Origin of the sequence: Pseudomonas sp. JR33AA (assembly GCF_021378985.1) — a bacterium.
In the GTDB taxonomy this organism is placed as follows: Bacteria; Pseudomonadota; Gammaproteobacteria; order Pseudomonadales; family Pseudomonadaceae; genus Aquipseudomonas; species Aquipseudomonas alloputida.
In genome coordinates, this window is the sequence record NZ_JAJSAW010000003.1 from 397,184 (window position 1) to 417,938 (window position 20,755).

At 62.5% G+C, this 20,755-nt stretch carries 18 protein-coding genes and 2 pseudogenes; 11 read left to right on the top strand and 9 right to left on the bottom strand.

Annotated elements, in window-relative coordinates; genetic code table 11:
- Positions 1–4: 4 nt before the first annotated feature.
- Together LVS58_RS25240 and LVS58_RS25245 are read right to left on the bottom strand one after the other, a co-directional pair.
- Positions 5–880, bottom strand: coding sequence for a methyl-accepting chemotaxis protein (locus tag LVS58_RS25240; protein ID WP_442796447.1), 876 nt, complete (start codon positions 878–880; stop codon positions 5–7).
- Positions 881–1,288: 408 nt separating this feature from the next.
- Positions 1,289–1,570, bottom strand: a pseudogene (locus LVS58_RS25245) (PAS domain-containing protein); the annotation flags it as partial.
- Positions 1,571–1,836: 266 nt separating this feature from the next.
- On the opposite strand from LVS58_RS25245, the gene LVS58_RS08040 reads away from it, so the two are divergent.
- From LVS58_RS08040 to LVS58_RS08060, 5 genes are all read left to right on the top strand, one after another.
- Entirely contained in the window at positions 1,837–2,151 is a 315-nt protein-coding gene (locus tag LVS58_RS08040) for a helix-turn-helix domain-containing protein (protein WP_233690597.1), read from the top strand.
- Positions 2,152–2,378: 227 nt separating this feature from the next.
- Positions 2,379–3,689 (top strand): C4-dicarboxylate transporter DctA, encoded by a 1,311-nt coding sequence (locus tag LVS58_RS08045; protein WP_012053078.1) that lies wholly within the window; start codon positions 2,379–2,381, stop codon positions 3,687–3,689.
- A 44-nt stretch (positions 3,690–3,733) separates the two neighbouring features.
- Positions 3,734–4,432, top strand: a complete 699-nt coding sequence (locus LVS58_RS08050) for a FadR/GntR family transcriptional regulator (protein WP_233690598.1) — start codon at positions 3,734–3,736, stop codon at positions 4,430–4,432.
- Positions 4,433–4,448: 16 nt separating this feature from the next.
- On the top strand, positions 4,449–5,117 hold the full coding sequence (locus LVS58_RS08055; protein ID WP_012053079.1) for a GntR family transcriptional regulator: 669 nt from the start codon (positions 4,449–4,451) through the stop codon (positions 5,115–5,117).
- Between the two features lie 151 nt (positions 5,118–5,268).
- Complete coding sequence (locus LVS58_RS08060) at positions 5,269–6,318, top strand: hypothetical protein (protein WP_233690599.1); 1,050 nt, start codon at positions 5,269–5,271, stop codon at positions 6,316–6,318.
- 38 nt (positions 6,319–6,356) lie between these two features.
- On the opposite strand, the gene LVS58_RS08065 is transcribed toward LVS58_RS08060, so the two are convergent.
- A complete protein-coding gene (locus LVS58_RS08065; RefSeq protein WP_233690600.1) occupies positions 6,357–6,785 on the bottom strand; it encodes a PACE efflux transporter in 429 nt (142 codons plus the stop codon).
- A gap of 101 nt (positions 6,786–6,886) precedes the next feature.
- Between LVS58_RS08065 and LVS58_RS08070 the strand changes: the two genes are divergently transcribed.
- The 3 genes and pseudogenes from LVS58_RS08070 to LVS58_RS25255 all read left to right on the top strand — a co-directional run bounded on the left by LVS58_RS08070 (position 6,887) and on the right by LVS58_RS25255 (position 9,794).
- Positions 6,887–7,765 (top strand): LysR family transcriptional regulator, encoded by an 879-nt coding sequence (locus LVS58_RS08070; protein ID WP_233690601.1) that lies wholly within the window; start codon positions 6,887–6,889, stop codon positions 7,763–7,765.
- 142 nt (positions 7,766–7,907) lie between these two features.
- Positions 7,908–8,939, top strand: a pseudogene (gene mcpA, locus LVS58_RS25250) (methyl-accepting chemotaxis protein McpA); the annotation flags it as partial.
- Between the two features lie 114 nt (positions 8,940–9,053).
- The gene (locus LVS58_RS25255) at positions 9,054–9,794 is read left to right on the top strand and encodes a methyl-accepting chemotaxis protein (RefSeq protein WP_370290711.1); all 741 of its coding nucleotides are present in this window, start codon (positions 9,054–9,056) and stop codon (positions 9,792–9,794) included.
- A gap of 52 nt (positions 9,795–9,846) precedes the next feature.
- Here the strand turns inward: LVS58_RS25255 and LVS58_RS08080 are convergent, their stop codons facing one another.
- The 3 genes from LVS58_RS08080 to LVS58_RS08090 form a co-directional block, all read right to left on the bottom strand.
- Entirely contained in the window at positions 9,847–10,911 is a 1,065-nt protein-coding gene (locus tag LVS58_RS08080; RefSeq protein ID WP_233690603.1) for a YkvI family membrane protein, read from the bottom strand.
- A gap of 111 nt (positions 10,912–11,022) precedes the next feature.
- Positions 11,023–11,400, bottom strand: a complete 378-nt coding sequence (locus LVS58_RS08085) for a RidA family protein (protein ID WP_233690604.1) — start codon at positions 11,398–11,400, stop codon at positions 11,023–11,025.
- 12 nt (positions 11,401–11,412) lie between these two features.
- Positions 11,413–12,549, bottom strand: coding sequence for an NAD(P)/FAD-dependent oxidoreductase (locus LVS58_RS08090; RefSeq protein WP_233690605.1), 1,137 nt, complete (start codon positions 12,547–12,549; stop codon positions 11,413–11,415).
- Positions 12,550–12,664: 115 nt separating this feature from the next.
- On the opposite strand from LVS58_RS08090, the gene LVS58_RS08095 reads away from it, so the two are divergent.
- A complete protein-coding gene (locus tag LVS58_RS08095) occupies positions 12,665–13,258 on the top strand; it encodes a helix-turn-helix domain-containing protein (protein WP_233690606.1) in 594 nt (197 codons plus the stop codon).
- Between the two features lie 125 nt (positions 13,259–13,383).
- Positions 13,384–14,169: a sulfite exporter TauE/SafE family protein gene (locus tag LVS58_RS08100; RefSeq protein WP_233690607.1), complete on the top strand. Its 786-nt coding sequence runs from the start codon at positions 13,384–13,386 to the stop codon at positions 14,167–14,169.
- Positions 14,170–14,172: 3 nt separating this feature from the next.
- Here the strand turns inward: LVS58_RS08100 and LVS58_RS08105 are convergent, their stop codons facing one another.
- Positions 14,173–14,712 carry a histidine phosphatase family protein gene (locus LVS58_RS08105; protein WP_233690619.1) on the bottom strand — a complete coding sequence of 180 codons (540 nt, stop codon included), beginning with the start codon at positions 14,710–14,712 and terminating at the stop codon, positions 14,173–14,175.
- A gap of 115 nt (positions 14,713–14,827) precedes the next feature.
- Positions 14,828–17,062: a TonB-dependent siderophore receptor gene (locus tag LVS58_RS08110; RefSeq protein WP_233690608.1), complete on the bottom strand. Its 2,235-nt coding sequence runs from the start codon at positions 17,060–17,062 to the stop codon at positions 14,828–14,830.
- 398 nt (positions 17,063–17,460) lie between these two features.
- Between LVS58_RS08110 and LVS58_RS08115 the strand changes: the two genes are divergently transcribed.
- A complete protein-coding gene (locus tag LVS58_RS08115) occupies positions 17,461–18,648 on the top strand; it encodes an MFS transporter (RefSeq protein ID WP_233690609.1) in 1,188 nt (395 codons plus the stop codon).
- Positions 18,649–18,731: 83 nt separating this feature from the next.
- Here the strand turns inward: LVS58_RS08115 and LVS58_RS08120 are convergent, their stop codons facing one another.
- Positions 18,732–20,540 (bottom strand): ABC transporter ATP-binding protein/permease, encoded by a 1,809-nt coding sequence (locus LVS58_RS08120; RefSeq protein ID WP_233690610.1) that lies wholly within the window; start codon positions 20,538–20,540, stop codon positions 18,732–18,734.
- Positions 20,541–20,755 lie beyond the last annotated feature (215 nt).

Sequence of the window (20,755 nt, forward strand, 5' to 3'; positions counted from 1 at the left end):
TGCCTTAGCGGTTGAAGCGCTCCACCAGGGCGCGCAATCCGGCGCACACATGTTCCAGTTCGGTACCGCGCGAGGCGGCGGCGTTGGCGCTGTGGGCGCTGTGCTGGGCAATACCGGCTACGCCGTTGATCTGCCGCGAAACATCTTCTGCCACCGCCGACTGCTGCTGCGAGGCGGTGGCCATCTGCTGGCTCATGTCGCTGATGCGCTGCACTGCGTCACGAATGCCATGCAGCGCCTGCCGGGCTTCCTGCACCTGGGCAACGCCTTGCTCGGCACCGTCGATGCCTCGGCTGGCGATCGCCACGGCTTCCTCGGCGCCACTGCGCAGGCCATCGATGATGGCCTGGATGTGCAGGGTGGACTGGCGGGTCTTGTCGGCCAGTGCCCGGACCTCGTCGGCGACCACGGCAAAGCCCCGTCCCTGCTCGCCCGCACGGGCAGCCTCGATGGCGGCGTTGAGGGCCAGCAGGTTGGTTTGCTCGGCAATGCCACGGATCATCCCGGCTGCCTCGGCGATGGCGCCGGTCTGACCCGCCAGGTGGCTGACCGCCTGGTTGATCTGCGTCACAGTGCTGGCCAGGTTACGAATGGCCGCACCGCTGGCATCGGCCACCTGGCTGCCCTGCTCGGCCAGCAGGTGCGCCGTGTGTGCCTCGGCGGCGGTCAACTGCACGTGGTTGGCCACGTCGCCAATGGAGGCGGCCATCTGGTTCATTGCAGTGGCGCTCAGGTCGGTTTCGACACGCTGCTCCAGCAGCGCCGTCTCGGTGCTGCGCGACAACTGTCCGGCATCGCGAGCGGCCACGGCCATTTGCCCGGCCAGATCGCTTAGCCGCGTCAATGCGGTTTTCAGGCGTGCCTCTTCGCTGATCAGCATCAGTTGCAACTGCCCGGCGGCCCCCGTCAGGTCGCTGTAGGTCAAGGCTGCAACCGGGTCGGCGAAGGCACCTTCCGCGCCCTGCACAATCTGCTGTAGCTGCCGCCCGAGGGCATTGCGCGCCCACAGGCCGCAGGCCAGGAACAAGCCCAGGGTCAGCCCCTGCCCCACCTGGCCAGGCCACAGCTGGTTGGCCCCGATCGCCAGCAGCCCACCGGCCAGGGGCACGGCCAAGGCCTGCGTCAGCACGCTCAGACGGCGCGGCGCCGACAATGCCGCCTGGCCGTTGCGCAGCCGCGCATACAGGGCTTCGGCACGGGCGACTTGCTCCCGTGTGGGGCATACGCGCACCGACTCGTAACCCACTACCCGCCCCCCTTCGAGGATGGGCGTGACGTAAGCATTGACCCAGTAGTAGTCGCCGTTACGGCAGCGGTTCTTGACGATACCCATCCAGCTCTTGCCGGCTTTCAGGTAGCGCCACATCAACTCGTACACCGCCGGCGGCATGTCCGGGTGGCGCACCAGGTTGTGCGGGCTGCCGATAAGTTCGGCTTCGCTGTAGCCACTGATGGCGGCAAACTCAGGGTTGCAGTAGGTGATCAGGCTGGCGGTATCGGTAGCAGAAATCAGCCGCTGATTGGGGGGGAAACGTTGCTCGACCGGGGTTACCGGCAGGTTGAGGCGCACGATGAGACTCCATTCGATGACAAGCCGGTACCCAGTGCATCGACGGCCACCGGAACCGATTCATGGCGATCCGTTCCAATGGGCAAAAGCGCTTCCAGCCGTTGAGGCACGAAGCCCACGGGTACAAGGAAGATGACGATGACTGACCGGTCAAGCCATGAATTCTACGAAATTCATCACATAAATAAAACAAAGGTGATAGATCATGGCGTTGCGCCACATTGATGAATATCGTTAAGTTCTTGATTCTAAATGGGAATTAAGCGATGACGAGATCAGCTTTGGGTATCGCCCTGCGCCGCTATCGCAAGCTGGCGGGCCTGACCCAGGCACAACTGGCCGAACGGACCGGCTTCGACCCCAAGACCATCAGCCGTTTTGAAACCGGCACCTACACCCCCAGTATCGATGCAATCATGGCGTTTGCTCAGGTGCTGGGCGTCAAGCCCAAGGACTTCTTCGCTGAACCGGACGACGAAGAGGAGCAGCGCGCCTACTTGTTCGGTGTCATCCACAACGCCCCGCCCAAAGATCTTGGCAAGCTGATTGCAGCGGTGGACCAGGCACTGGCCAAGCCCTGAGCTATTTCACGCGCCCCTTTCCACGGCACGCACCGAACTAGAGCATGGCAGGCCGGATTGCCCCACAACTGGTCAGACCGGTAAGGCCAAAAAACCTTGCAATCCGCTTTTTTTCGCGCTTTTATGGCCTCGCGCTGAACAAACCGGTAAGACCACAATAATTAAGTCCTGCGCTCTTTCGCCCCGTGCGGCTACCGAAGCAAGGACACCGATCAGAGACTCCTCCCATGCTCAAATGGTGCTCGCGTTCGATTTTCCTGCAAGTCGTACTCGGCCTTGCCCTCGGCATCGCCTGCGGTCTGAGCTTCCCCGACCTCTCCCTGCAACTCAAACCCCTTGGCGACGGCTTCATCAAGCTGATCAAGATGCTCATCGGCCTGATCGTGTTCTGCGTGGTGGTCAGCGGCATTTCGGGTGCGGGCGACCTGAAAAAGGTCGGGCGCATCGGCCTGAAGTCGGTGATCTACTTCGAAGTGCTGACTACCCTGGCGCTGGTGATCGGCCTGGTGTTCGCCTTCACCAGTGGCATTGGCAGCGGTGCCAATATTCACCTGGATCAACTGTCCGCCGCCGATGCCAACGGCTTGGCCGAGCGCGGCCAGCACATCCATGGCGCCACGGCGTTCTTCATGGACCTGATCCCCACCTCGGTGATCGGTGCCTTCGCCGACAACAACATTCTTCAGGTGCTGCTGTTTTCGGTGCTGTTCGGCAGCGCGCTGAACCTGGTGGGTGACTCGGCCGCCGGCATTTCGCGACTGATCAACGAACTGAGCCATGTGATCTTCCGCATCATGGGCATGATCGTGCGCCTGGCGCCGATCGGCGTGTTCGGCGCCATCGCCTTCACCACCAGCAAGTACGGCCTGGCGTCGCTGCAGCACCTGGGCGGGCTGGTGGCGCTGTTCTACCTCACCTGTGCCGGCTTCGTGCTGATCGTGCTGGGCACCGTCATGCGCCTGTCGGGCCTGAAACTGCTGCCGTTGATCAAGTACCTGCGTGAAGAGCTGACCATCGTCCTGGGTACCGCCTCTTCCGACGCCGTGCTGCCTCAGATCATGCGCAAGCTTGAGCACCTGGGCATTGGCAGTTCCACGGTCGGCCTGGTGATCCCTACCGGCTACTCGTTCAACCTCGATGGTTTCTCCATCTACCTGACCCTGGCCATCGTGTTCATCGCCAACGCCACCGGCACGCCACTGGAAATGACCGACCTGCTTACCATCCTGCTGGTGTCGCTGGTGACTTCCAAGGGGGCTCACGGCATCCCAGGCTCGGCACTGGTGATTCTTGCCGCCACCCTGACTGCGGTACCGGCGATCCCTGTGGTTGGCCTGGTCCTGGTGCTGGCGGTGGACTGGTTCATGGGTATCGGCCGGGCGTTGACCAACCTGATCGGCAACTGCGTGGCCACCGTGGCCATTGCCCGTTGGGAGAAGGACATCGACCTGGAGCGTGCGCAGAACGTACTCGACGGCAAGCCTGGCTTTGCCCCCACGCCACGCAAGCAACCTAACGCCCATCAACAGGAATTCTGAGCGAACGTGGCCGGCATTGACGCCGGCCCTTCCAGGAGCGAACCGTGATCAGCTCATCAACCGTCGTCAACTCAGTGGTGGAAAAACTCCGCCAGGCCCTGGCCCGCGGCCAATGGCGTACCGGCGACATGCTGCCAGGCCAGCGCGAACTGGCCGAACAACTGGGCATCAGCCGCCCCAGCCTGCGCGAAGCGGTAACCGTACTGGAAACACTGGGGCTGGTGCGCTCGTTGCCAGGCAAGGGCGTGTTGGTACTGGATGCCGATGCCCAGGTTTCGGCCGTGGAAACCAGCGCTGCGGCCAGCCTGGCCGACGTGCTGGAACTGCGTTACACACTCGAACCATTCATCGTCGGCCTGGTGGCGCAGTCGGCCAACAGCCAGGACATCGGCCAGTTGCGCCTGACCTTGATGGACATGCGCGAAGCGCTGGAGGCCGATGACAGCGAAGCCGGGGTCAAAGCCTACATCGCCTTCCATGAAGCGCTGTTTGCCCTGACCACCAACCCGATTTTCCAGAGCGTGGTGCAGCAGACCGGTAATGCCCTGAAGCAAAGCGCCGACATGCTGCGCAACTCGCCAGAGCACCTGGCCGCGCGGCTGAAGGAGAACGAAGCGGTGGTGCGCGCCATTCGCGAACGCAGCAGCGCCCAGGCCAGTGCCCAGATGCGTCAGCACATCGTGGCCGAAGGGCTGCGCATGGGCATCACGCTGAATATTCCGGACGAACATCCGCATCCATGACCTCAGGAGAGTGCCCATGAACGCCGCCCCCCACTTGCCTGCCCTGCTCGCGGCCGGCGAAACCCGCCTGTCGGCCGAGCAGATTTATCCGCGGCTGTTCGACGCCATTCTCGAACAGCGCCTGCCGCCGGGCAGTCTGTTGCCCGAACAGGCGCTGGGCCATGCCTTTGGTGTCAGCCGCACGGTGATCCGCCGCGTGCTCGGGCGCCTGTCCGACCAGCAGGTGGTGGTACAGCGCCCCAGCCACACCGCTCATCTGGCTGCGCCAGACCCAGACCAGGCACGTCAGGTGCTCAGTGCCCGGCGCCTGGCCGAAACCACGCTGATCACCCTGGCCGCGCAACGCGCCCGGCCGGCGCAGGTGCACCAGCTACGGCAACTGGTGGAGCGCGAGCGCCAGCACCATGAGCGTGGCGAACGCTGCGCGGCGATCCGCCTGGGCGGCGAGTTCCACCTGAAACTGGCGCAAGTGGCGGCTAATGCGCCACTGGCGCGATTTCTCAATGGGCTGGTGCCGATGACCTCACTGATCATCGCTCGCTACGAATCGCCATGCTGCGATCACTGCGCGTGGGAAGAGCATGCGGCAATCATCGATGCCGTGGAGCAAGGTGATGCTGAAGCGGCGCTGGGGTTGATGCACAGGCACCTTGACCGCCTGGAAGAAAAGCTGGACCTGGAATAACCCGGCCACAGGGACGCGACCGCACCCTGTAGGCCGCGCTCACGCAACCCTTTGCATCTGTGCTGATGCAGGCGATGGGCTGCACAGCAGCCCCAGTAACCCCACCCTATACTTCGAGAACCACCCCAGCCTCTACCAGGGAGGCGGTCGCGTGAGTTCTCGAGTCCTCCTGTTGCTATGCCTTCTGCTGGCCCTCGGCGGTTGTGCCAGCAAGCGCCCCCCTGCGCCGCCGCCGCCCACAATACTCACGCCCGCGGCCTGGCAACGCATCGACCAGGAACTGATCGAAGCCTCGGCCGGTGCCGCCGGCTCGGCCAACGACTATGCCCGGCGCTCCATGCGGGTGTGGAGGGAGCAGGTGCAGCAACGTACCGAAAGCGACTTCATCCCCTGGTTCACGGGTTATTGGACCCAGCAGTGGCTGACCCTCAAGGTGGCCTGGTACAAGCTCGACAGTGGCGAGGGTCGGGAACCGGCAGAGAAACGCCTGGCCCTGTACCTGCAGGAGCAGTATCACGCCCGGGTGATCGAGCCGGTAGCCGAGCAGATCAACCCCGAGGGCATTCGCGACCGCGCCTGCGAACTGTACCTGCAACTGCTCGGCCAGCAACTGCCGGCCATCATCAGCCGTTACAACGCGCCGCCCGAGCAGTTCAGCCAGCGCCTCAACCGTATACCCGCCATCGCCCTGGGGCCACCGGATACGCGCAATGCCAGCCTGTATCAACTGCTGCGGGCCAAGTCATTGGAGCAACAACCGGCCTGGCAAGCCATGCGCCAGCACTTGCATCAGCAGGCCAGCAAAGGCCCTGGCAGGACCGATGTCGGGCTCAACTCGGTGGCCACCCAGGCCAGCGAAAAGCTTGGCGCCACCTTGGCCCCACGCGGTATCGCCAGTGCCGTGGCATCGGCAGTGGGCAAGGTGGCAGGGGCGATGATTTCGATTGCTGCAGCCGGTTACGGGATGATGACCCATGACCGTGATCACCCGCAGATGGTGGAACAGCTGCGGGTGATCCTTAACGTGGCGTTGAACCAGGAATGGCAGGAGTTGATGGAGAACCGCCAGAGCGGGGCCATGGCGGGTGTCTATTACCTGTCGGGGCAGGTTGAGGACAGCTTGCTGGCCAGTGCGCCGCGGCCGGTGGAGCAGCAGGTTGAGCAGCAGCCGGCACCTTTGATCATTCGCCTGCCACCCTAGGGCGGCCTGCGCCGGCTTATTCGCAGCGCACGGCTGTATCACGCGGTGGCCAGGGCAGCGCTTGGCAAGCCAAACAACCGATCAAACGCCCAGTTATAGGCAAAGGTGTAGCACGGCACCAGGATGATGAACGCCATATCCACCAGCAGCGCCTCCAGCAATGTCATGTCCAGCCACCAGGCGATCAGCGGAATCAAGTAAACCACCAGGGTCAACTGGAAGCCGATGGCATGCGCCACCCGCCGCGCCACGCTGCGCCCGCGCTTGGCCTGACGGCTCTCCCAGTACTCGAACAGGGTGTTGTAGATCAGGTTCCAGAGCATGGCGATGGTGGTGATCATTACCGCCAGCGGCCCGGTATGCGACGCCTGCGTATCTGACAGGTAGGCCAGCCCGAGGGTCGACATGCACAGCCCGATCAGTTCATAGAAAGTCACGTAGACCAACTTGCGTTTCAATCCCTGCACCCAGGTTACCTCCATAGACAAAAAGCGACGGGAGCAATCATGGTTCAACGCACTTGACAGCAAAAGTTAGCAGCTGTCAGATCAACTGACAGGAGGCTGCCATGAATTTTTCCAGCGACAACATCCAGCTGTTTCTGGCCGTGCTCGACCACGGTTCGTTTTCTTCCGCTGCGCGCGCCCTCAAGCGCGTGCCTTCAGCCGTGAGCATGGCCATTGGCAACCTTGAAGCAGAACTTGGCTACAGTCTGTTCGAGCGTGGCCCGCGTGAAGTGCGCCCAACCGCACAGGCTTTGGCCCTGCAGCCGCACGCCAGGCTGATTGCCGAACAACTGGGGCTGCTGCAGGTTCATGCCCTGGAGTTGTCCCGAGGGCTGGAGAGCAGCCTGACCCTGGCTGTGGTACCAGACATCGATCACCGCCCGCTGCTGGCGGCCATCGCCAACCTCGGTGAGCGCCACCCCTTGCTGGACATTGCCCTGCTCAGCGCCCCGCAGGAAGAAGCCCTGCACTTGCTGGACAGCGGCCGTGCCGACCTCTGCGTAGCCTTTGCCGGCCTGCAGGTCGATGCCCGCCGTGGCTTCCAGCACATCGGCATGGAGTCGCTGGTGGCCACTTTGTCGCCGGCCCACCCGGCCTTGCGTGAGAGGCGTATCCATTACCTTGAAGACCTGACCCAGGTGCGCCAGATTCTGGTGCGCAGCCGCGATCTGCCACTGGCTGACCCTCGCCCGCTGATCGGCGCCACACACTGGTCCACCGACAGCTTCGATCTGGCGCTGCAGATGGTTGAAGCGGGCTTGGGCTGGGGCGATCTGCCGTTGTCACGGGTCGCGCCGCTGCTGGCCAGCGGGCGTCTGGTGCGCCTGGCATTTGGCAATACACGCAACGAGTTGCAACTGCCCGTGCATATCCTGTGGCGTAAACAACAGCCGCTGGAGCAGGCCGCACGCCTGCTGATCGAGCAGCTGGCTGATCCGTGACCGCCGTCCGTCGTAACGTCTGTAAGAATTTTCTCTAAGCACTTCAATCTTTTACTCCTCAAGCCGATATCTCGGTCGATAGGCCCCGCATCGCGTCATGAGCGCGCTGCGTCCTCCCCTCATTGGCTCAAGGTCTCGAAACATGAACCTGAAATTTCGCCACAAGATCCTGCTCAGCGCCTGCGGCGTCGTGGTCCTGGCATTTGCCCTGTTCACGCTTTACAACGACTACCTGCAACGCAATACCATCCGCCAGAATATCGAAGCCTCGGTGCAACAGGCCGGTGCACTGACCGCCAGCAGTGTGCAAAACTGGATGAGCGGGCGCATTCTGGTGCTGGAAAACCTCGCCCAGGACATCGGCCAGCAAGGCGCCGGCGACACCCTGGCAGGGCTGATCGAGCAGCCGTCCTACACGCGTAATTTCCTGTTCACCTACCTGGGCCAGGCCAACGGCGAATTCACCCAGCGCCCGGATGCCCAGATGCCCGCCGGTTACGACCCGCGCCAGCGCCCTTGGTATGGTGCCGCCGCCAGCGCCGGGCAGACCGTGCTGACCGCCCCGTACCAGGGTGCAGTCGGTGGCCTGATGGTGACCATCGCCACGCCGGTGAAGAGCAAGCGCAATGGCGAACTGATCGGCGTGGTTGGCGGTGACGTTACCCTCGACACCCTCGTCGAGATCATCAACTCGGTCGACTTCGGCGGCATCGGTCACGCCTTCATGGCCGACGCCAATGGCCAGGTGATCGTCAGCCCGAACAAAGACCAGGTGATGAAGAACCTCAAGGACATCTACCCAGGCAGCAACCTGCGGGTTGCTGGCGGCATGCAGGATGTCACCCTCAACGGCCAGGACCGCATCATCTCGTTCGCCCCGGTGGCCGGCCTGCCGTCGGCACAGTGGTACATCGGGCTGTCGATCGACAGGGACAAGGCCTATGCCGCACTCAGCCAGTTCCGCACCTCGGCGATCATTGCCATGCTGATTGCCGTGGCCGCCATCGCCGGCCTGCTCGGCCTGCTGATTCCGGTGCTGATGAGCCCGCTGACCACCATGGGTCGCGCCATGCGCGACATCGCCGAGGGTGAAGGCGACCTTACCCGCCGCCTGGCTGTGCAAAACAAGGACGAGTTCGGCGAACTGGCCACCTCGTTCAACCGCTTTGTCGAGCGTATCCATGCCTCGATCAGCGAAGTGTCTTCGGCCACCCGCCTGGTACATGACCTGTCGGAAAAAGTGGTCAGCGCATCCAACGCGTCGATCAGCGGTTCTGAAGAACAGAGCATGCGCACCAACAGCGTCGCTGCGGCCATCAACGAACTGGGCGCCGCCACCCAGGAAATCGCCCGCAACGCCGCAGATGCTTCGCAACATGCCAGCGGTGCCAGCGAACAGGCGCATGGTGGCCGTGAAGTGGTTGAAGAAGCCATCAGCGCCATGACTGCTCTGTCGCAACGGATCAGCGAGTCGTGTGCGCAGATTGAAACGCTCAACGCCAGCACCGACGAAATCGGCAAGATCCTCGACGTGATCAAGGGTATTTCCCAGCAGACCAACCTGCTGGCACTGAACGCTGCCATCGAAGCGGCCCGTGCCGGTGAAGCCGGCCGTGGCTTTGCCGTGGTGGCCGACGAGGTGCGCAACCTGGCGCACCGTACCCAGGAGTCAGCGGAAGAAATCCACCGCATGATCACCAGCCTGCAGGTAGGCTCGCGCGAAGCGGTGCATACCATGAACACCAGCCAGGTCTCCAGCGAGCAGACCGTGCAGGTGGCCAACCAGGCCGGCGAACGCCTGGCCAGCGTGACCCAGCGCATTGGCGAGATCGATGGCATGAACCAGTCGGTGGCGACAGCGACCGAAGAGCAGACCGCCGTGGTCGAGAGCCTCAACCTGGACATCACCCAGATCAACGCCCTGAACCAGCAAGGGGTGGAGAACCTCAACGAGACCCTGCGTCATTGCGACCAGCTGGCCCAGCAGGCTGGGCGTTTGAAGCAACTGGTGGGTAGCTTCAGAATCTAAACGCTGGGTTCAGGCGGCAACGGCCAATGCCTGTTGTCGCCTGTACCGGCCCTTATGCAGCCACCGCCTTCGCAACCCTGCCCCGCCGTACCCAGGCCAGCAACACCGCGGCCATCAGCATAAAGCCCAGGTAGCCGAACAACGGGTACACTTCGCCCACCAGGCTGATGAACCCCACCAGGCTACAGCCGAACGCCACCACCCCGGTCACCACCGAGCCCCAGCGGAACTTCGTCGTGCCCGCCGGTAGCAGCCGCGAGAGGAAGGAAAACAGCGTGCCCACCGCGGTGTTGACGATCATGCCGAAGATGATCAGGCACATCACCAGCCCCAGCAGTGGTGATACTTCGTTGGCAATCGACAGCATCGGCATCGGCTGGTCGGCCACGCTGTCCAGGCGCGACAACAGTCCTGCACTCATCACCAGCATCAGGCCACCTAGCGCCGCACCACCGAGCAGGCCTCCCCACACAGCGGCTTTCTCGCCCTTGGCCGAGCCGCCCAGAATGGCCAGAATCGGCGCACCCGCGACGATGTTATACGACACATACAAGAACGCACCCAGCAGCCAATGGCGGGTGCCGGCCTGTTGCTGGCTGGCCAACTGATCGAGCGCAGCAAAGCTCTGGCCACGGGTGAACACGGCATACAGCGCAATCGCCGAAGCCACCAGGATCAGCAACGGGGTGATGGCGCCAATCGCAAGCATCATCCTGCGCACGTCCAGGCACACGATACCGACCACCACCAGCGTCACCAGCACGCTGCCGGTCAGGGCCGGGACGCCGAACTGCTGCTCCAGCAACGCACCACCACCGGCCAGCATGACCACGGTGACGGCGAACATGAAAAAGGTGATCAGCCAGTCGACGAACAATCCCAGGTGACGGCCGCAGATGGCCTGGATCACATCCTTGTGCGAGGTGGCCTGCTGGCGATTGCCCAGCCCCGCCAGCGCCATGCCGAGGAACGTGAACAAGGCGGCGCTGACCAATGCACCCGCCAACCCCCACACACCGAAATCGACAAAGAACAACAACAGTTCCCGCCCTGAAGCGAACCCCGCCCCCACGATCACGCCGACAAATGCGCCGGCAATCTTCAGCTGCTCTTGCATGTGAACCTCTGGATTTATTGTTGTTTTTTCATCGCCGTCGCATACCGGTTGTAGGGGCCGCCTTGCAGCCATCGCGACACAAGGTCGCCTCTACACGGGATCTTTGCCCTGTCAGGCGTCGCCGACGAACGCCTGCACTTCGATCTCCACATCCACGCCCAGGGCCAACGCCGAAGCTACGGTGGAACGCACCGGTAGCGCCGCGCCGAAGAACGCCTTGTACACCTCGTTGAAGCCGGCGAAATGGCGCATGTCCGACAGCCAGACCGTAACCTTCACCACCTGGTCGAAACGCGCGCCACAGGCCGCCAGGCTTTCGGCGATGCGCTCACAGGCAGCACGGGTTTGGGTCTGGATATCACCGCGCACCACTTCGCCGCCAGCGCTCATCGGCACCTGCCCGGAGAGGAACAGAAAGCCACCGGCCTTTACGGCGCGGGAAAACGGGAACGGCAAGCTGCTGGGGAAACGCTGAATCTCATTGCTCATGGGATGCTCCTTTCAGGGTTGCTGGAAACGGGCCGGGGACAGGCGCTCGGGCGCCACTCCCTGGCTGACAAGGTCGGGACATACGGGCTGGCCCATCAGCAAGTCGGCGGCCAGGCGCGAGGCGCCCGCTGCCGACTGGATGCCATAGCCCCCCTGGGCCGCCAGCCAGAAAAACGCCGGTGCATGCGCATCGAAACCGATCACCAGGTCGCCGTCGGCAACGAACGAACGCAGGCCGGCCCAGGTGTGGCTAGGGCGGCGGATCACCAGGGTGGTCATGGCTTCAATGTTGTAAATCCCCAAGGCCACGTCGAACTCTTCGGCCGCGGCATCCTGTGGCTCAACCGGGTCGGCATTGGCTGGCGACCCCAACAGTTGGCCGGCATCAGGCTTGAAGTAGAAGCTTTCGTCGATGCCGATCACTGCAGGCCAGCAGGCAAAGTTTTGTTCTGCCGGGCCGGGGAAGGTGAAGGCGCTACGGCGGCACGGTTGCAAGCCGATGCGCGCCACCCCGCACTGCTCGGCCACACGGTCCGCCCAGGCACCTGCAGCATTGACCAGACATCGGGCCTGCAGACGGCTGCCATCAGCCAATTCCACCTGCCACACGCCGTCCAGGTACCAGGCCTGGATCAGCTCGGCATTGCAGCGCAGTTCACCGCCGGCAGTGCGATAACCACGCAAGAAACCTTGGTGCAAGGCATGTACGTCAAGGTCCATCGCCCCCGGCTCAAGCACCGCCCCGGCCAGGGTTTCGCCACGCAAGCTGGGGATCAGTGCCAAGGCCGCGTCCCGGTCAAGCAGGCTGACTTCTGTGCCATTGGCCAGGTTCTGCGCGTAAGTTTGCTCAAGCTGTTCACGCTGCTCCAGGCTGGCCACATACAGACAGCCCCGCGGCTCCAGCAGTGGGTGCTCGCAGAAGCCCTGCGGGGGCGCTTCGTAGAAGGCCCGGCTGGCGCGGGTCAATGCCTGGATCTGTGGGGTGCCGTAAGCCTCCATGAACATGGCCGCCGAACGCCCGGTGGAATGGTAGCCAGGCTGCGATTCACGCTCGACCAGCAGCACACGCTGCTGGCCGGCCAGGCGGTAGCCCAGCGAGGCGCCGGCGATGCCAGCACCGATGATCAGGGTGTCGTAGATCGGGGTCATGCACGCTCCTGCCAGGCTAATTATCATTTATGAGAATTCTAATATATGAGAATTTAGAAATGCGCAAGGGTCCAAGGTAAGATGCCCGACCAACGCCGCATGCCGAGATCCCTGAATGCCTTCAGCTCTACCCCAGCTAGACCGTGCCGCAGTGGGCCAGCGCTTGCGCCAGGTGCGCAAGGCGCGCCAGATGACCCTCAAGCAATTGTCCGAAGCCAGTGGCGTGCCGCTGTCCACGTTGTCGAAGATGGAGCTGGCGCAGGTGTCGGTCAGCTATGAAAAACTTGCCGCTGCAGCGCGGGCGCTGAATGTCGATATCGCCCAGCTGTTTCGCGCCAGCGGCACGGTCAGCGCGCCGGTGCCGGTGACCGTGGTGGTCGATTCACTGCCCGCAGCGGCGGGCTATTCGACCGGCACCTACGACTATTATCCGCTTGCCGGGGATTTTCCCGCTCGACGCATGACACCGGCTTATGCCCGCATCATTGCCCGGGAACGCGGCCAGTTCGACGACTTTATCCGCCACCCCGGGCAAGAGTTCGCGCTGGTGCTCAGCGGGCGCGTGCGCATCGAGTTCGAGACCGGAGAAGCGGTCAGCATCGGGCCGCAGGAGACTGCGTATTTCGACAGCCAGGTGGGGCACATCTACTTGTCGGAAAGCGATGACGGTGGTGATGCCCAAGTAATGGTGGTGATGACCGATCGCTGATCGGTTGCGCCCCGCCAAGGCACACCCGGTTATAACCTAATAACGAACAAGTCTATTTGGCTATAAAAAAATCTATATGCTGACTGGCATCCGATAACGGGCAAAGTTGGGCAGTCGAGTAGCGTATGGATGTAGGTTCTTTCGGTTTCACCATTGCTGGCCTGGTCGTGGGCTTCATCGTCGGTATGACCGGCGTCGGTGGCGGCTCGCTGATGACCCCGATCCTGTTGTGGTTTGGCATCAGTCCGGCTACGGCCGTCGGCACCGACTTGCTGTATGCAGCCATCACCAAGGCCAGTGGCGTCTGGGTGCATGCGCGCAACAAGAATATCGACTGGAAAATCACCGGGCTGCTGAGCCTGGGCAGTGTGCCTGCAGCGGCGCTCACCCTATGGTTTCTCAGCACCCTGCACACCGACACTTCGGCGCTCAACGCCATCATCAAGCAAGGCTTGGCGGTGGTGCTGATCCTGACCGCGTTGGCCATCCTGTTCAAATCGCGGCTGCAGGCGTTTGCCGGCCGCCATGCCGGCGACCACTATCACCTCAGCGATCGCAGCCTGAACACCCTTACCGTACTCACCGGCGTGGTCCTGGGGGTGATGGTCACCCTCACCTCCATCGGTGCTGGCGCCCTGGGGACAGTGGCGCTGTTCCTGCTGTACCCGTTCCTGGTCACCCGTCGCCTGGTCGGTACCGAAATTGCCCACGCAGTGCCTCTGACCCTGGTAGCAGGCCTTGGCCACGCGGGCATGGGCAACATGGATTGGTCGCTGCTGGGTTACCTGCTGCTGGGCTCGCTGCCAGGCATCTATCTGGGTAGCCACCTCACCGGGCGAATCTCCGACCGCGTGCTGCGCCCTTGCCTGGCAGCGATGCTGCTGCTGATCGGTTACAAGCTGGCGTTCTGAGCCTTAGCCCAGGCGCAACCGCCACTGCCCGGTAAAGCTCAGTTCCAGACGTGACAGCGGCAGCACGTCGATACGCTGCCCGGCACTCATCGGACACCCAAGCACCTGTACCAGCATGGCGCGTATGACCATCGGATGGGTCACCGCCAGCCAGTCACCCGGCCTGTCGAAGGCCGCCAGCCAGGCGGCCAGGCGCTGGCATAGCGCGGCGAACGACTCGCCACCATGCACGGCACTGGCCGGATCCTGCAGCCATTCTGCCAACGCCTGCGGTTGCTCGGCTTGTAGCTGCTTCAACGACAAACCCTGCCAACGCCCAAGGTCGCAATCGGCCAATCCCGGCTCGACCTGTACCGCTCCCGTTAACCACGCCGCCGTCTCCCAGGCCCGCCGCTCTGGCGCACTCAGCAGTTGCACGCCTGAACGGTCGGCGTCTGCCTGTCGGGCCAGCGGCAGGATGCCGTCATCGCAATGGTGCAGGCGCCCGTTCTTCTGGGCCTGGGTCAGGGCATGGCAGATCAGGGTCAGGCGGATGGCTTTCACCAGGCATTTCTCGCAGCGGCTGGGGCGCATGGTTTAGCACGTTGCGAGGCTTTTGGCTGCAACAAAGTCGGCGCCCCGACTAACCCTCGAATAGGCCGCACAGCGGCCCCTCGGATCAGAAGTTGATATTCAGCGCTGCAAACACCGCCCTGCCCGGCTGGTTATAAGTGTTTGCCCCCGAGCTGCTGGCGTTGCCACCGCGCAGGATCTGCTTGTCGAAGACGTTGTTCACGCCTACCCGCACGTCATAGTTGGCGTTGAACTTGTATCCGGCGCTCACATCCACCAGGCCATAAGCTTCGACGTCCTGCTGCGCTGCCTGGTCGTAGTCTTCCTGGGTGCGGTAGTTGTAGGTCGGCGACTTCTGCTTGCCAAAGTAGGTACCTGCCACCTGGAACGACAGCTGCTCGGTGGCGCGCCAGTCGAGGGTGGTGTTGACGGTGTATTGTGGGATCACCGACAGCGGCTCGCCCGTTTCGCGATCATCGTTGTCGAGCATCCAGGTCAGGTTGGTGTTCCAGTCCAGGGTCGGGGTCAGCTCGATGAAGAAGTTGCCTTCGATACCTTCCACACGCGCCTTGCCGGCGTTGTCCCACTGAGTCACGCGGCTGCCGGTACCGATGGTGTAAAGCACATCGGTATCACCGATGATCTTGTTCTTGTAGTCGTTGCGGAAGTAGGTGGCACTGGTGCGCCAGCTACCACGGTCGTACTGCAGGCCGATTTCCTTGTTGACGCTGATCTCGGGCTTGAGGTCGGCGTTGCCCTGCAGGTAGCAGCCGCCGTTGTTGGTCTGCTGCACGCTGCAGCCGTTACCGCGGCTGTACAGCAAATAGTTGGGGTTGGACTGGTACAGGTTCGGAACCTTGTAGGCACGGGCGATGCCGCCTTTTACCGACAGTGCTTCGGTCAGCTTGTGCGACAGGTTCAGGCTGGGGCTGAAGTTGTCACCAAAGGTTTCGTGGTGGTCGAAACGCAGGCCCGGCGTAATGGTGGTTTCGCCAACGATGATGTTGTCTTCGACAAACAGCGCATAGCTGCGTGCGGTCACCTTCGAGCTGCTGCGATCGAAGCCGACGAGGCCGTCATTGTTGGTGGGGTCGGAGCTTTGCGGGCGCAACGAACCTTGGTCGTTGAGGGCTTCGTACAGGTACTCGCCGCCCAACGTAAGCACATGTTCTGTGCTGCCCATGGCGAACGGCAGGTTCACCTCACTGCTCAGGCGTGTGTTGCGCAAACGTGACATGGCCCCACCTTCGTCGCTTGGGGCACCTTCGGTGCGGCCAGCCAAGCCCTCGTTAAGGCGCCAGTTGCGTACGTATTCGTAGGCCAGCGTGGTCTTGCTGGTACCCCAGGTGAAATCACCGAGGTGGGTCAGGTCGTAAGTACTGCGCTGCATCACGTTGGTTTCGTGGCCGTAGAGGCTGGAGACGAAGTCGACGTCTCCGCCGCCGTTGCTGTTCATGGTGTCGCCGGCAAAAATGTTGCCCTGACGGCTGTAGCCGGTACTGGCTTCGAGGCGGTGCTCGTCGTTCAGTTTCCAGCTGAGCAGGCCGTTAATGTCCTTGTTGCGAACGCCTTCGCGCCCCGCTACCAGGGCGCTGGCGGCCTGCCCGGCGTTGATGTCAAGATCGTCGGCGTCAGTCTTGGCCAGGCCGCCGTACAGGCGCAATCCCAGGTTATCGGTCAGGCCGCCACCGAGGTTGAAGTTGGCTCGCCGGCTGGCGCCTTCTGCGCTGTCTTCGGGCAACTGCGTGTACAGGCTGACGCTGCCTTTCATCTCGTCGGAAGGGCGCTTGGTGATGATATTGACCACCCCGCCCATGGCGCCGGAGCCATAGCGTGCGGCGGCCGGGCCACGCAGGATCTCGATGCGCTCGACCGCTTCGGCCGGCACCCAGTTGGTTTCACCCCGAGTATCACGGTCACCGTTCCAGCCATAGCGCACGGCGTTGCGCGCGCTGGATGGCTTGCCATCGATGAGGATCAACGTGTTTTCCGGGCCCATGCCGCGCAGGTCGATCTGCCGGTTGTTGCCGCGTGCACCGCTGGCACTGTTGCCGGTCAAGTTGACCCCGGGTTCGCGACGGATGATGTCGGACAGGTCATTGGCCGGCGGGTGGCGCTTGATATCTTCGGCGGTGATGATCGACGTACCCAGAGCCTGCCGCGCCTCGCGCTCGGCGGTGATCAGGGTGTCCTGGATCACCAGCGCGTTGTCGGCGACGGGCGCTTCGAGTACCCCACCCGCACGCGGTTCCTCGGCCTCTGCCGCGGTTGCCATCATGGCCGGCGACGCCAGCGCGACGAACGCCAGGGCCAGGTTGTTGGGTGAAGTTCTGCACTGCATGGGTACATCTCCTGCGATTCATGAGCGAAAAGGCACATCCCTGTCGGGAACCGGGAGCCCTCGCCCACCGGCCCCGCAAACACAGTCTGGTGGCCAACAGGGTTGGTAAATATAGAGACCCACAAATGCGAGTAAATCTTATTTACGAAGTTTACATGTTTGTTACTGAACTTTGCTGCGCGGCGGGAGCAACTGTTTGCTCAAAGTTATAAAAGCCTTCTCGGCCTTTGTAGGAGCGGGTTTACCCGCGAACACGGGCGAAGACACCCTATGGCGGAATTACCCCCTGCATTCAGGGACAGTTCAGTCCCCAGGCTGTTGCTGCTATCCACCTATCCGATTTGCATCCTGTGTGCAGGCATCTACAGTTTCGACGAACAACGCTGCGGAGCGCCCAGATGAGTGGCGATGACAACAGCTGCGCTAGCCTGCCAAAGATGCCTCGCAGCATCTGGGCGCTGGGCTTCGTGTCGATGTTGATGGACATCTCCTCGGAGATGATCCACGCCCTACTGCCCCTGTACATGGTCAGTGTGCTCGGCGCTTCGGTCATAGCAGTGGGGTTTATCGAAGGAATCGCCGAGTCGACCGCATCAATCACCAAGGTGTTCTCTGGTGCCCTCAGTGACCGACTGGGTAAACGCAAGCTGCTGACCGTGCTCGGTTATGGCCTGAGTGCGCTGGTGAAGCCGGTATTTCCCATGGCCACCGGACTTGAGTGGCTGACTGCAGCACGCTTCGTCGACCGTGTCGGCAAAGGCATTCGGGGGGCACCGCGCGATGCGCTGGTGGCCGATGTTACGCCGGTCGAGCTGCGCGGCGCGGCGTTCGGCCTGCGTCAGGCCCTCGATACCGTGGGCGCTTTCCTCGGGCCATTGCTGGCGATCGTGTTGATGTGGCTGACGGCGAGCCATTTCCAGACCGTGTTCTGGGTAGCTATCATCCCGGCGTTTGTGGCGGTGTATATCCTAATTGCCTTCGTTCAAGAACCTGAAGCCTCAGCTATGGGGCGTCCGGTACGCTCACCGTTGGCACTGCACGAGCTGCGGCGCCTCGGGCCGGTTTATTGGCGCCTGATCGGCCTGGCCACGTTGTTCACCCTCGCCCGTTTCAGCGAGGCGTTCTTACTGCTGCGGGCTCAGGACATAGGGCTGACACCGCAGTGGGCGCCGGCGGTACTGGTCTTGATGGCGATGGCCTATTCACTGTCGGCCTACCCTGCCGGCGTGTTGTCGGACCGAGTGGGGCGCCGTGGCGTGCTGATGGTCGGGCTGGGCCTGCTGATCACTGCCGACCTGCTGCTGGCCCTTTTACCAGGATGGGTCGGGCTTGCCTGTGGGGTAACGGCCTGGGGGCTGCACCTGGGCTTCAGCCAGGGCATTTTCGCTGCCATGATCGCCGACAGCGCCCCCGCCAACTTGCGCGGTACCGCCTTCGGCCTGTTCAACCTGCTGACCGGTGTGGCGCTGCTGATAGCCAGCGTGGTAGCTGGATTGCTGTGGGAGAGTGCAGGGTTCCAGGCAACGTTCCTGGTCGGTGCGGGGTTTGCCGTCACCACCCTTGCAGGGCTGACGCTGCTGCCCTGAACCTGGCTAGCCTGGCGGTTCAGGGCAGCGGCGCATGCAGGTTGCATCGCGATGCTGGAGGGCGATCTCACCCTCAAGCCGAACTAGACCAGCACAGCCTCCTGCTCCAGCAACGACCAACCGCCATGTCCATCCACCTCAAGCCGGTGGGTATGGAACGCTGCCAGCGTGCTGCGGTGGCCGACACTGACCAGCAATGCACTCGGCATTTCCGAACGCAACAACGCATACAGGGCATGCTCGAGCCCCTCATCCATCGCCGAGGTGGACTCGTCGAGGAACACCACCTGTGGCCGGTTGAACAGCACCCTGGCGAACGCCAGGCGCTGCTGCTCGCCCACCGAGAGGATGTGTGACCAGTCGCAGCTGACGTCGAGACGCTCGGCCAGATGGGCCAGGTTGACCTGGCGCAATGCCTGCTGCATTAGCAGTTCATCCTTGGGGTTGCTGGCTGCCGGGTAGGCAATGACGGTACGCAAGTCACCCAACGGCAGGTACGGGCGTTGCGACAGGAACAGTGCCTGATGACCCGTTGGCCGCCTGACCTTGCCTTCGGCATACGGCCAAAGGCCTGCCAGGGCGCGCAGCAGTGTGGTTTTACCACTGCCCGATGGCCCTTTGATCAACAACGCCTGACCGGCGTGCAGGCTCAGGTCCAGGTCGGCGATAAGGGTGTGTCCGTCAGGACGCAGCACCTGCAATCCCGCGATCTGCAGCGCATGCGCCTGCTCTTCGGTAGTGACGCGCGGCAACGCACTTGCCTGCTGGTTGGCATCGAGAAAGCCGGTGAGACGGTCAAGGGTCGCGCGGTACTGCGCGAACGCATCGTATGACTCACGGAAGAACGACAAAGAATCCTGCACCTGCCCAAAGGCCTGGGAGGTTTGCATGACGTCGCCAAGCTTGATCGCCCCACTGAAGAAGCGCGGCGCCTGAAGAATGAAGGGAAACACAACGGCAACCTGACTGACGCCCAGGTTGAAGCCACTGAACTTCAGGTTCCGGTACACCAATGCCCAGGCATTCACGATCAAGGCAGCAAAACGGCCGAGCAACGTGCCCCGCTCGACTTGTGAACCTTGGTAAAAGGCAACGTTCTCGGCGTTCTCACGCAGACGCATCAACGCGTAACGGAAGTTGGCGGTGAGTTTCTCGTTGAGGAAGTTAAGCCGGATCAGCGGGCGACCAAGGCGGAAGGCGACCCAGGTGGCGACGATGACATACAGGTAAACGGCAAATACCATCGCCCGAGGAATCTCCACGCCGGCCACGGTCAATGGTGCCGACAGCCCCCAGAGGATGCCGGTGAACGCTACCAGCGAAACCAGCGCACTGACTGCGCCCAAGGCAAGGGTGACTGAATTGGTGACGAAAGCGTTAACGTCCAGTTCGATACGCTGGTCAGGGTTGTCCACTGGCTCTGCAAGGAACTGGCCACGGTAATAGGCATCGCCCTGCATCCAGTCGTGGGTCAGACGCTCGGTCAGCCAGACCCGCCACTTGATACTAAATGCCTGACTGACATAGAAAGTGAACAGCGAGCGCAGCACATGGATGGTGGCCAGCACCGCGAAGACGCCGAGCAGGTACCAGAACGCCGCCTGGTCAAGGCCCTGCAAGGCGCTGTAGAAACCGTTGTACCAAAACGAAAACAGCACGTTTAGGCGAACCGAGAACAGCGTCAGGACCAGCAGCAGGGCAAACACCAGCAACGGCCGCCAACTGCGCCTGAAACTGAAGTAGGGCCCGGCAAGCTGCCAGAACTGGCTACCCCAGCGTGTACAACGCACGGCAAGCGTTGCGGCTGCAGTAAAGCTGAGAAGGGTGATGAACGAGGCGATTGCCAGCCAGCTTAGGCTCTCTTGCAGGGCCTGATGCCAGTTCATTTCCATGGTAATTATCCGTGCTGAGTATTTCCGCGAGCGTAGCATTACGCTGTCATTCGTCAGGTATAAATGACGCACATTTCATGATTTGTAGGAGCGGGTTTAACCGCGAAAGGGCCGGGCCTGCTGGCCAATTCCACCCGCCGTTCAGCGTTGCCGCCGCTATCGTATTCGCGGGTAAACCCGCTCCTACAACAGATTGGTGGTGGACACACATCGGG

Excerpts from the sequence above, each read along its gene's own strand:
- LVS58_RS25240 (WP_442796447.1), bottom strand. The coding sequence starts at position 880 with ATGCTGATCAGCGAAGAGGCACGCCTGAAAACCGCATTGACGCGGCTA.
- LVS58_RS08040 (WP_233690597.1), top strand. The coding sequence starts at position 1,837 with ATGACGAGATCAGCTTTGGGTATCGCCCTGCGCCGCTATCGCAAGCTG.
- LVS58_RS08045 (WP_012053078.1), top strand. The coding sequence starts at position 2,379 with ATGCTCAAATGGTGCTCGCGTTCGATTTTCCTGCAAGTCGTACTCGGC.
- LVS58_RS08055 (WP_012053079.1), top strand. The coding sequence starts at position 4,449 with ATGAACGCCGCCCCCCACTTGCCTGCCCTGCTCGCGGCCGGCGAAACC.
- LVS58_RS08070 (WP_233690601.1), top strand. The coding sequence starts at position 6,887 with ATGAATTTTTCCAGCGACAACATCCAGCTGTTTCTGGCCGTGCTCGAC.
- LVS58_RS25255 (WP_370290711.1), top strand. The coding sequence starts at position 9,054 with ATGCGCACCAACAGCGTCGCTGCGGCCATCAACGAACTGGGCGCCGCC.
- LVS58_RS08080 (WP_233690603.1), bottom strand. The coding sequence starts at position 10,911 with ATGCAAGAGCAGCTGAAGATTGCCGGCGCATTTGTCGGCGTGATCGTG.
- LVS58_RS08085 (WP_233690604.1), bottom strand. The coding sequence starts at position 11,400 with ATGAGCAATGAGATTCAGCGTTTCCCCAGCAGCTTGCCGTTCCCGTTT.
- LVS58_RS08090 (WP_233690605.1), bottom strand. The coding sequence starts at position 12,549 with ATGACCCCGATCTACGACACCCTGATCATCGGTGCTGGCATCGCCGGC.
- LVS58_RS08095 (WP_233690606.1), top strand. The coding sequence starts at position 12,665 with ATGCCTTCAGCTCTACCCCAGCTAGACCGTGCCGCAGTGGGCCAGCGC.
- LVS58_RS08100 (WP_233690607.1), top strand. The coding sequence starts at position 13,384 with ATGGATGTAGGTTCTTTCGGTTTCACCATTGCTGGCCTGGTCGTGGGC.
- LVS58_RS08110 (WP_233690608.1), bottom strand. The coding sequence starts at position 17,062 with ATGCAGTGCAGAACTTCACCCAACAACCTGGCCCTGGCGTTCGTCGCG.
- LVS58_RS08115 (WP_233690609.1), top strand. The coding sequence starts at position 17,461 with ATGAGTGGCGATGACAACAGCTGCGCTAGCCTGCCAAAGATGCCTCGC.
- LVS58_RS08120 (WP_233690610.1), bottom strand. The coding sequence starts at position 20,540 with ATGGAAATGAACTGGCATCAGGCCCTGCAAGAGAGCCTAAGCTGGCTG.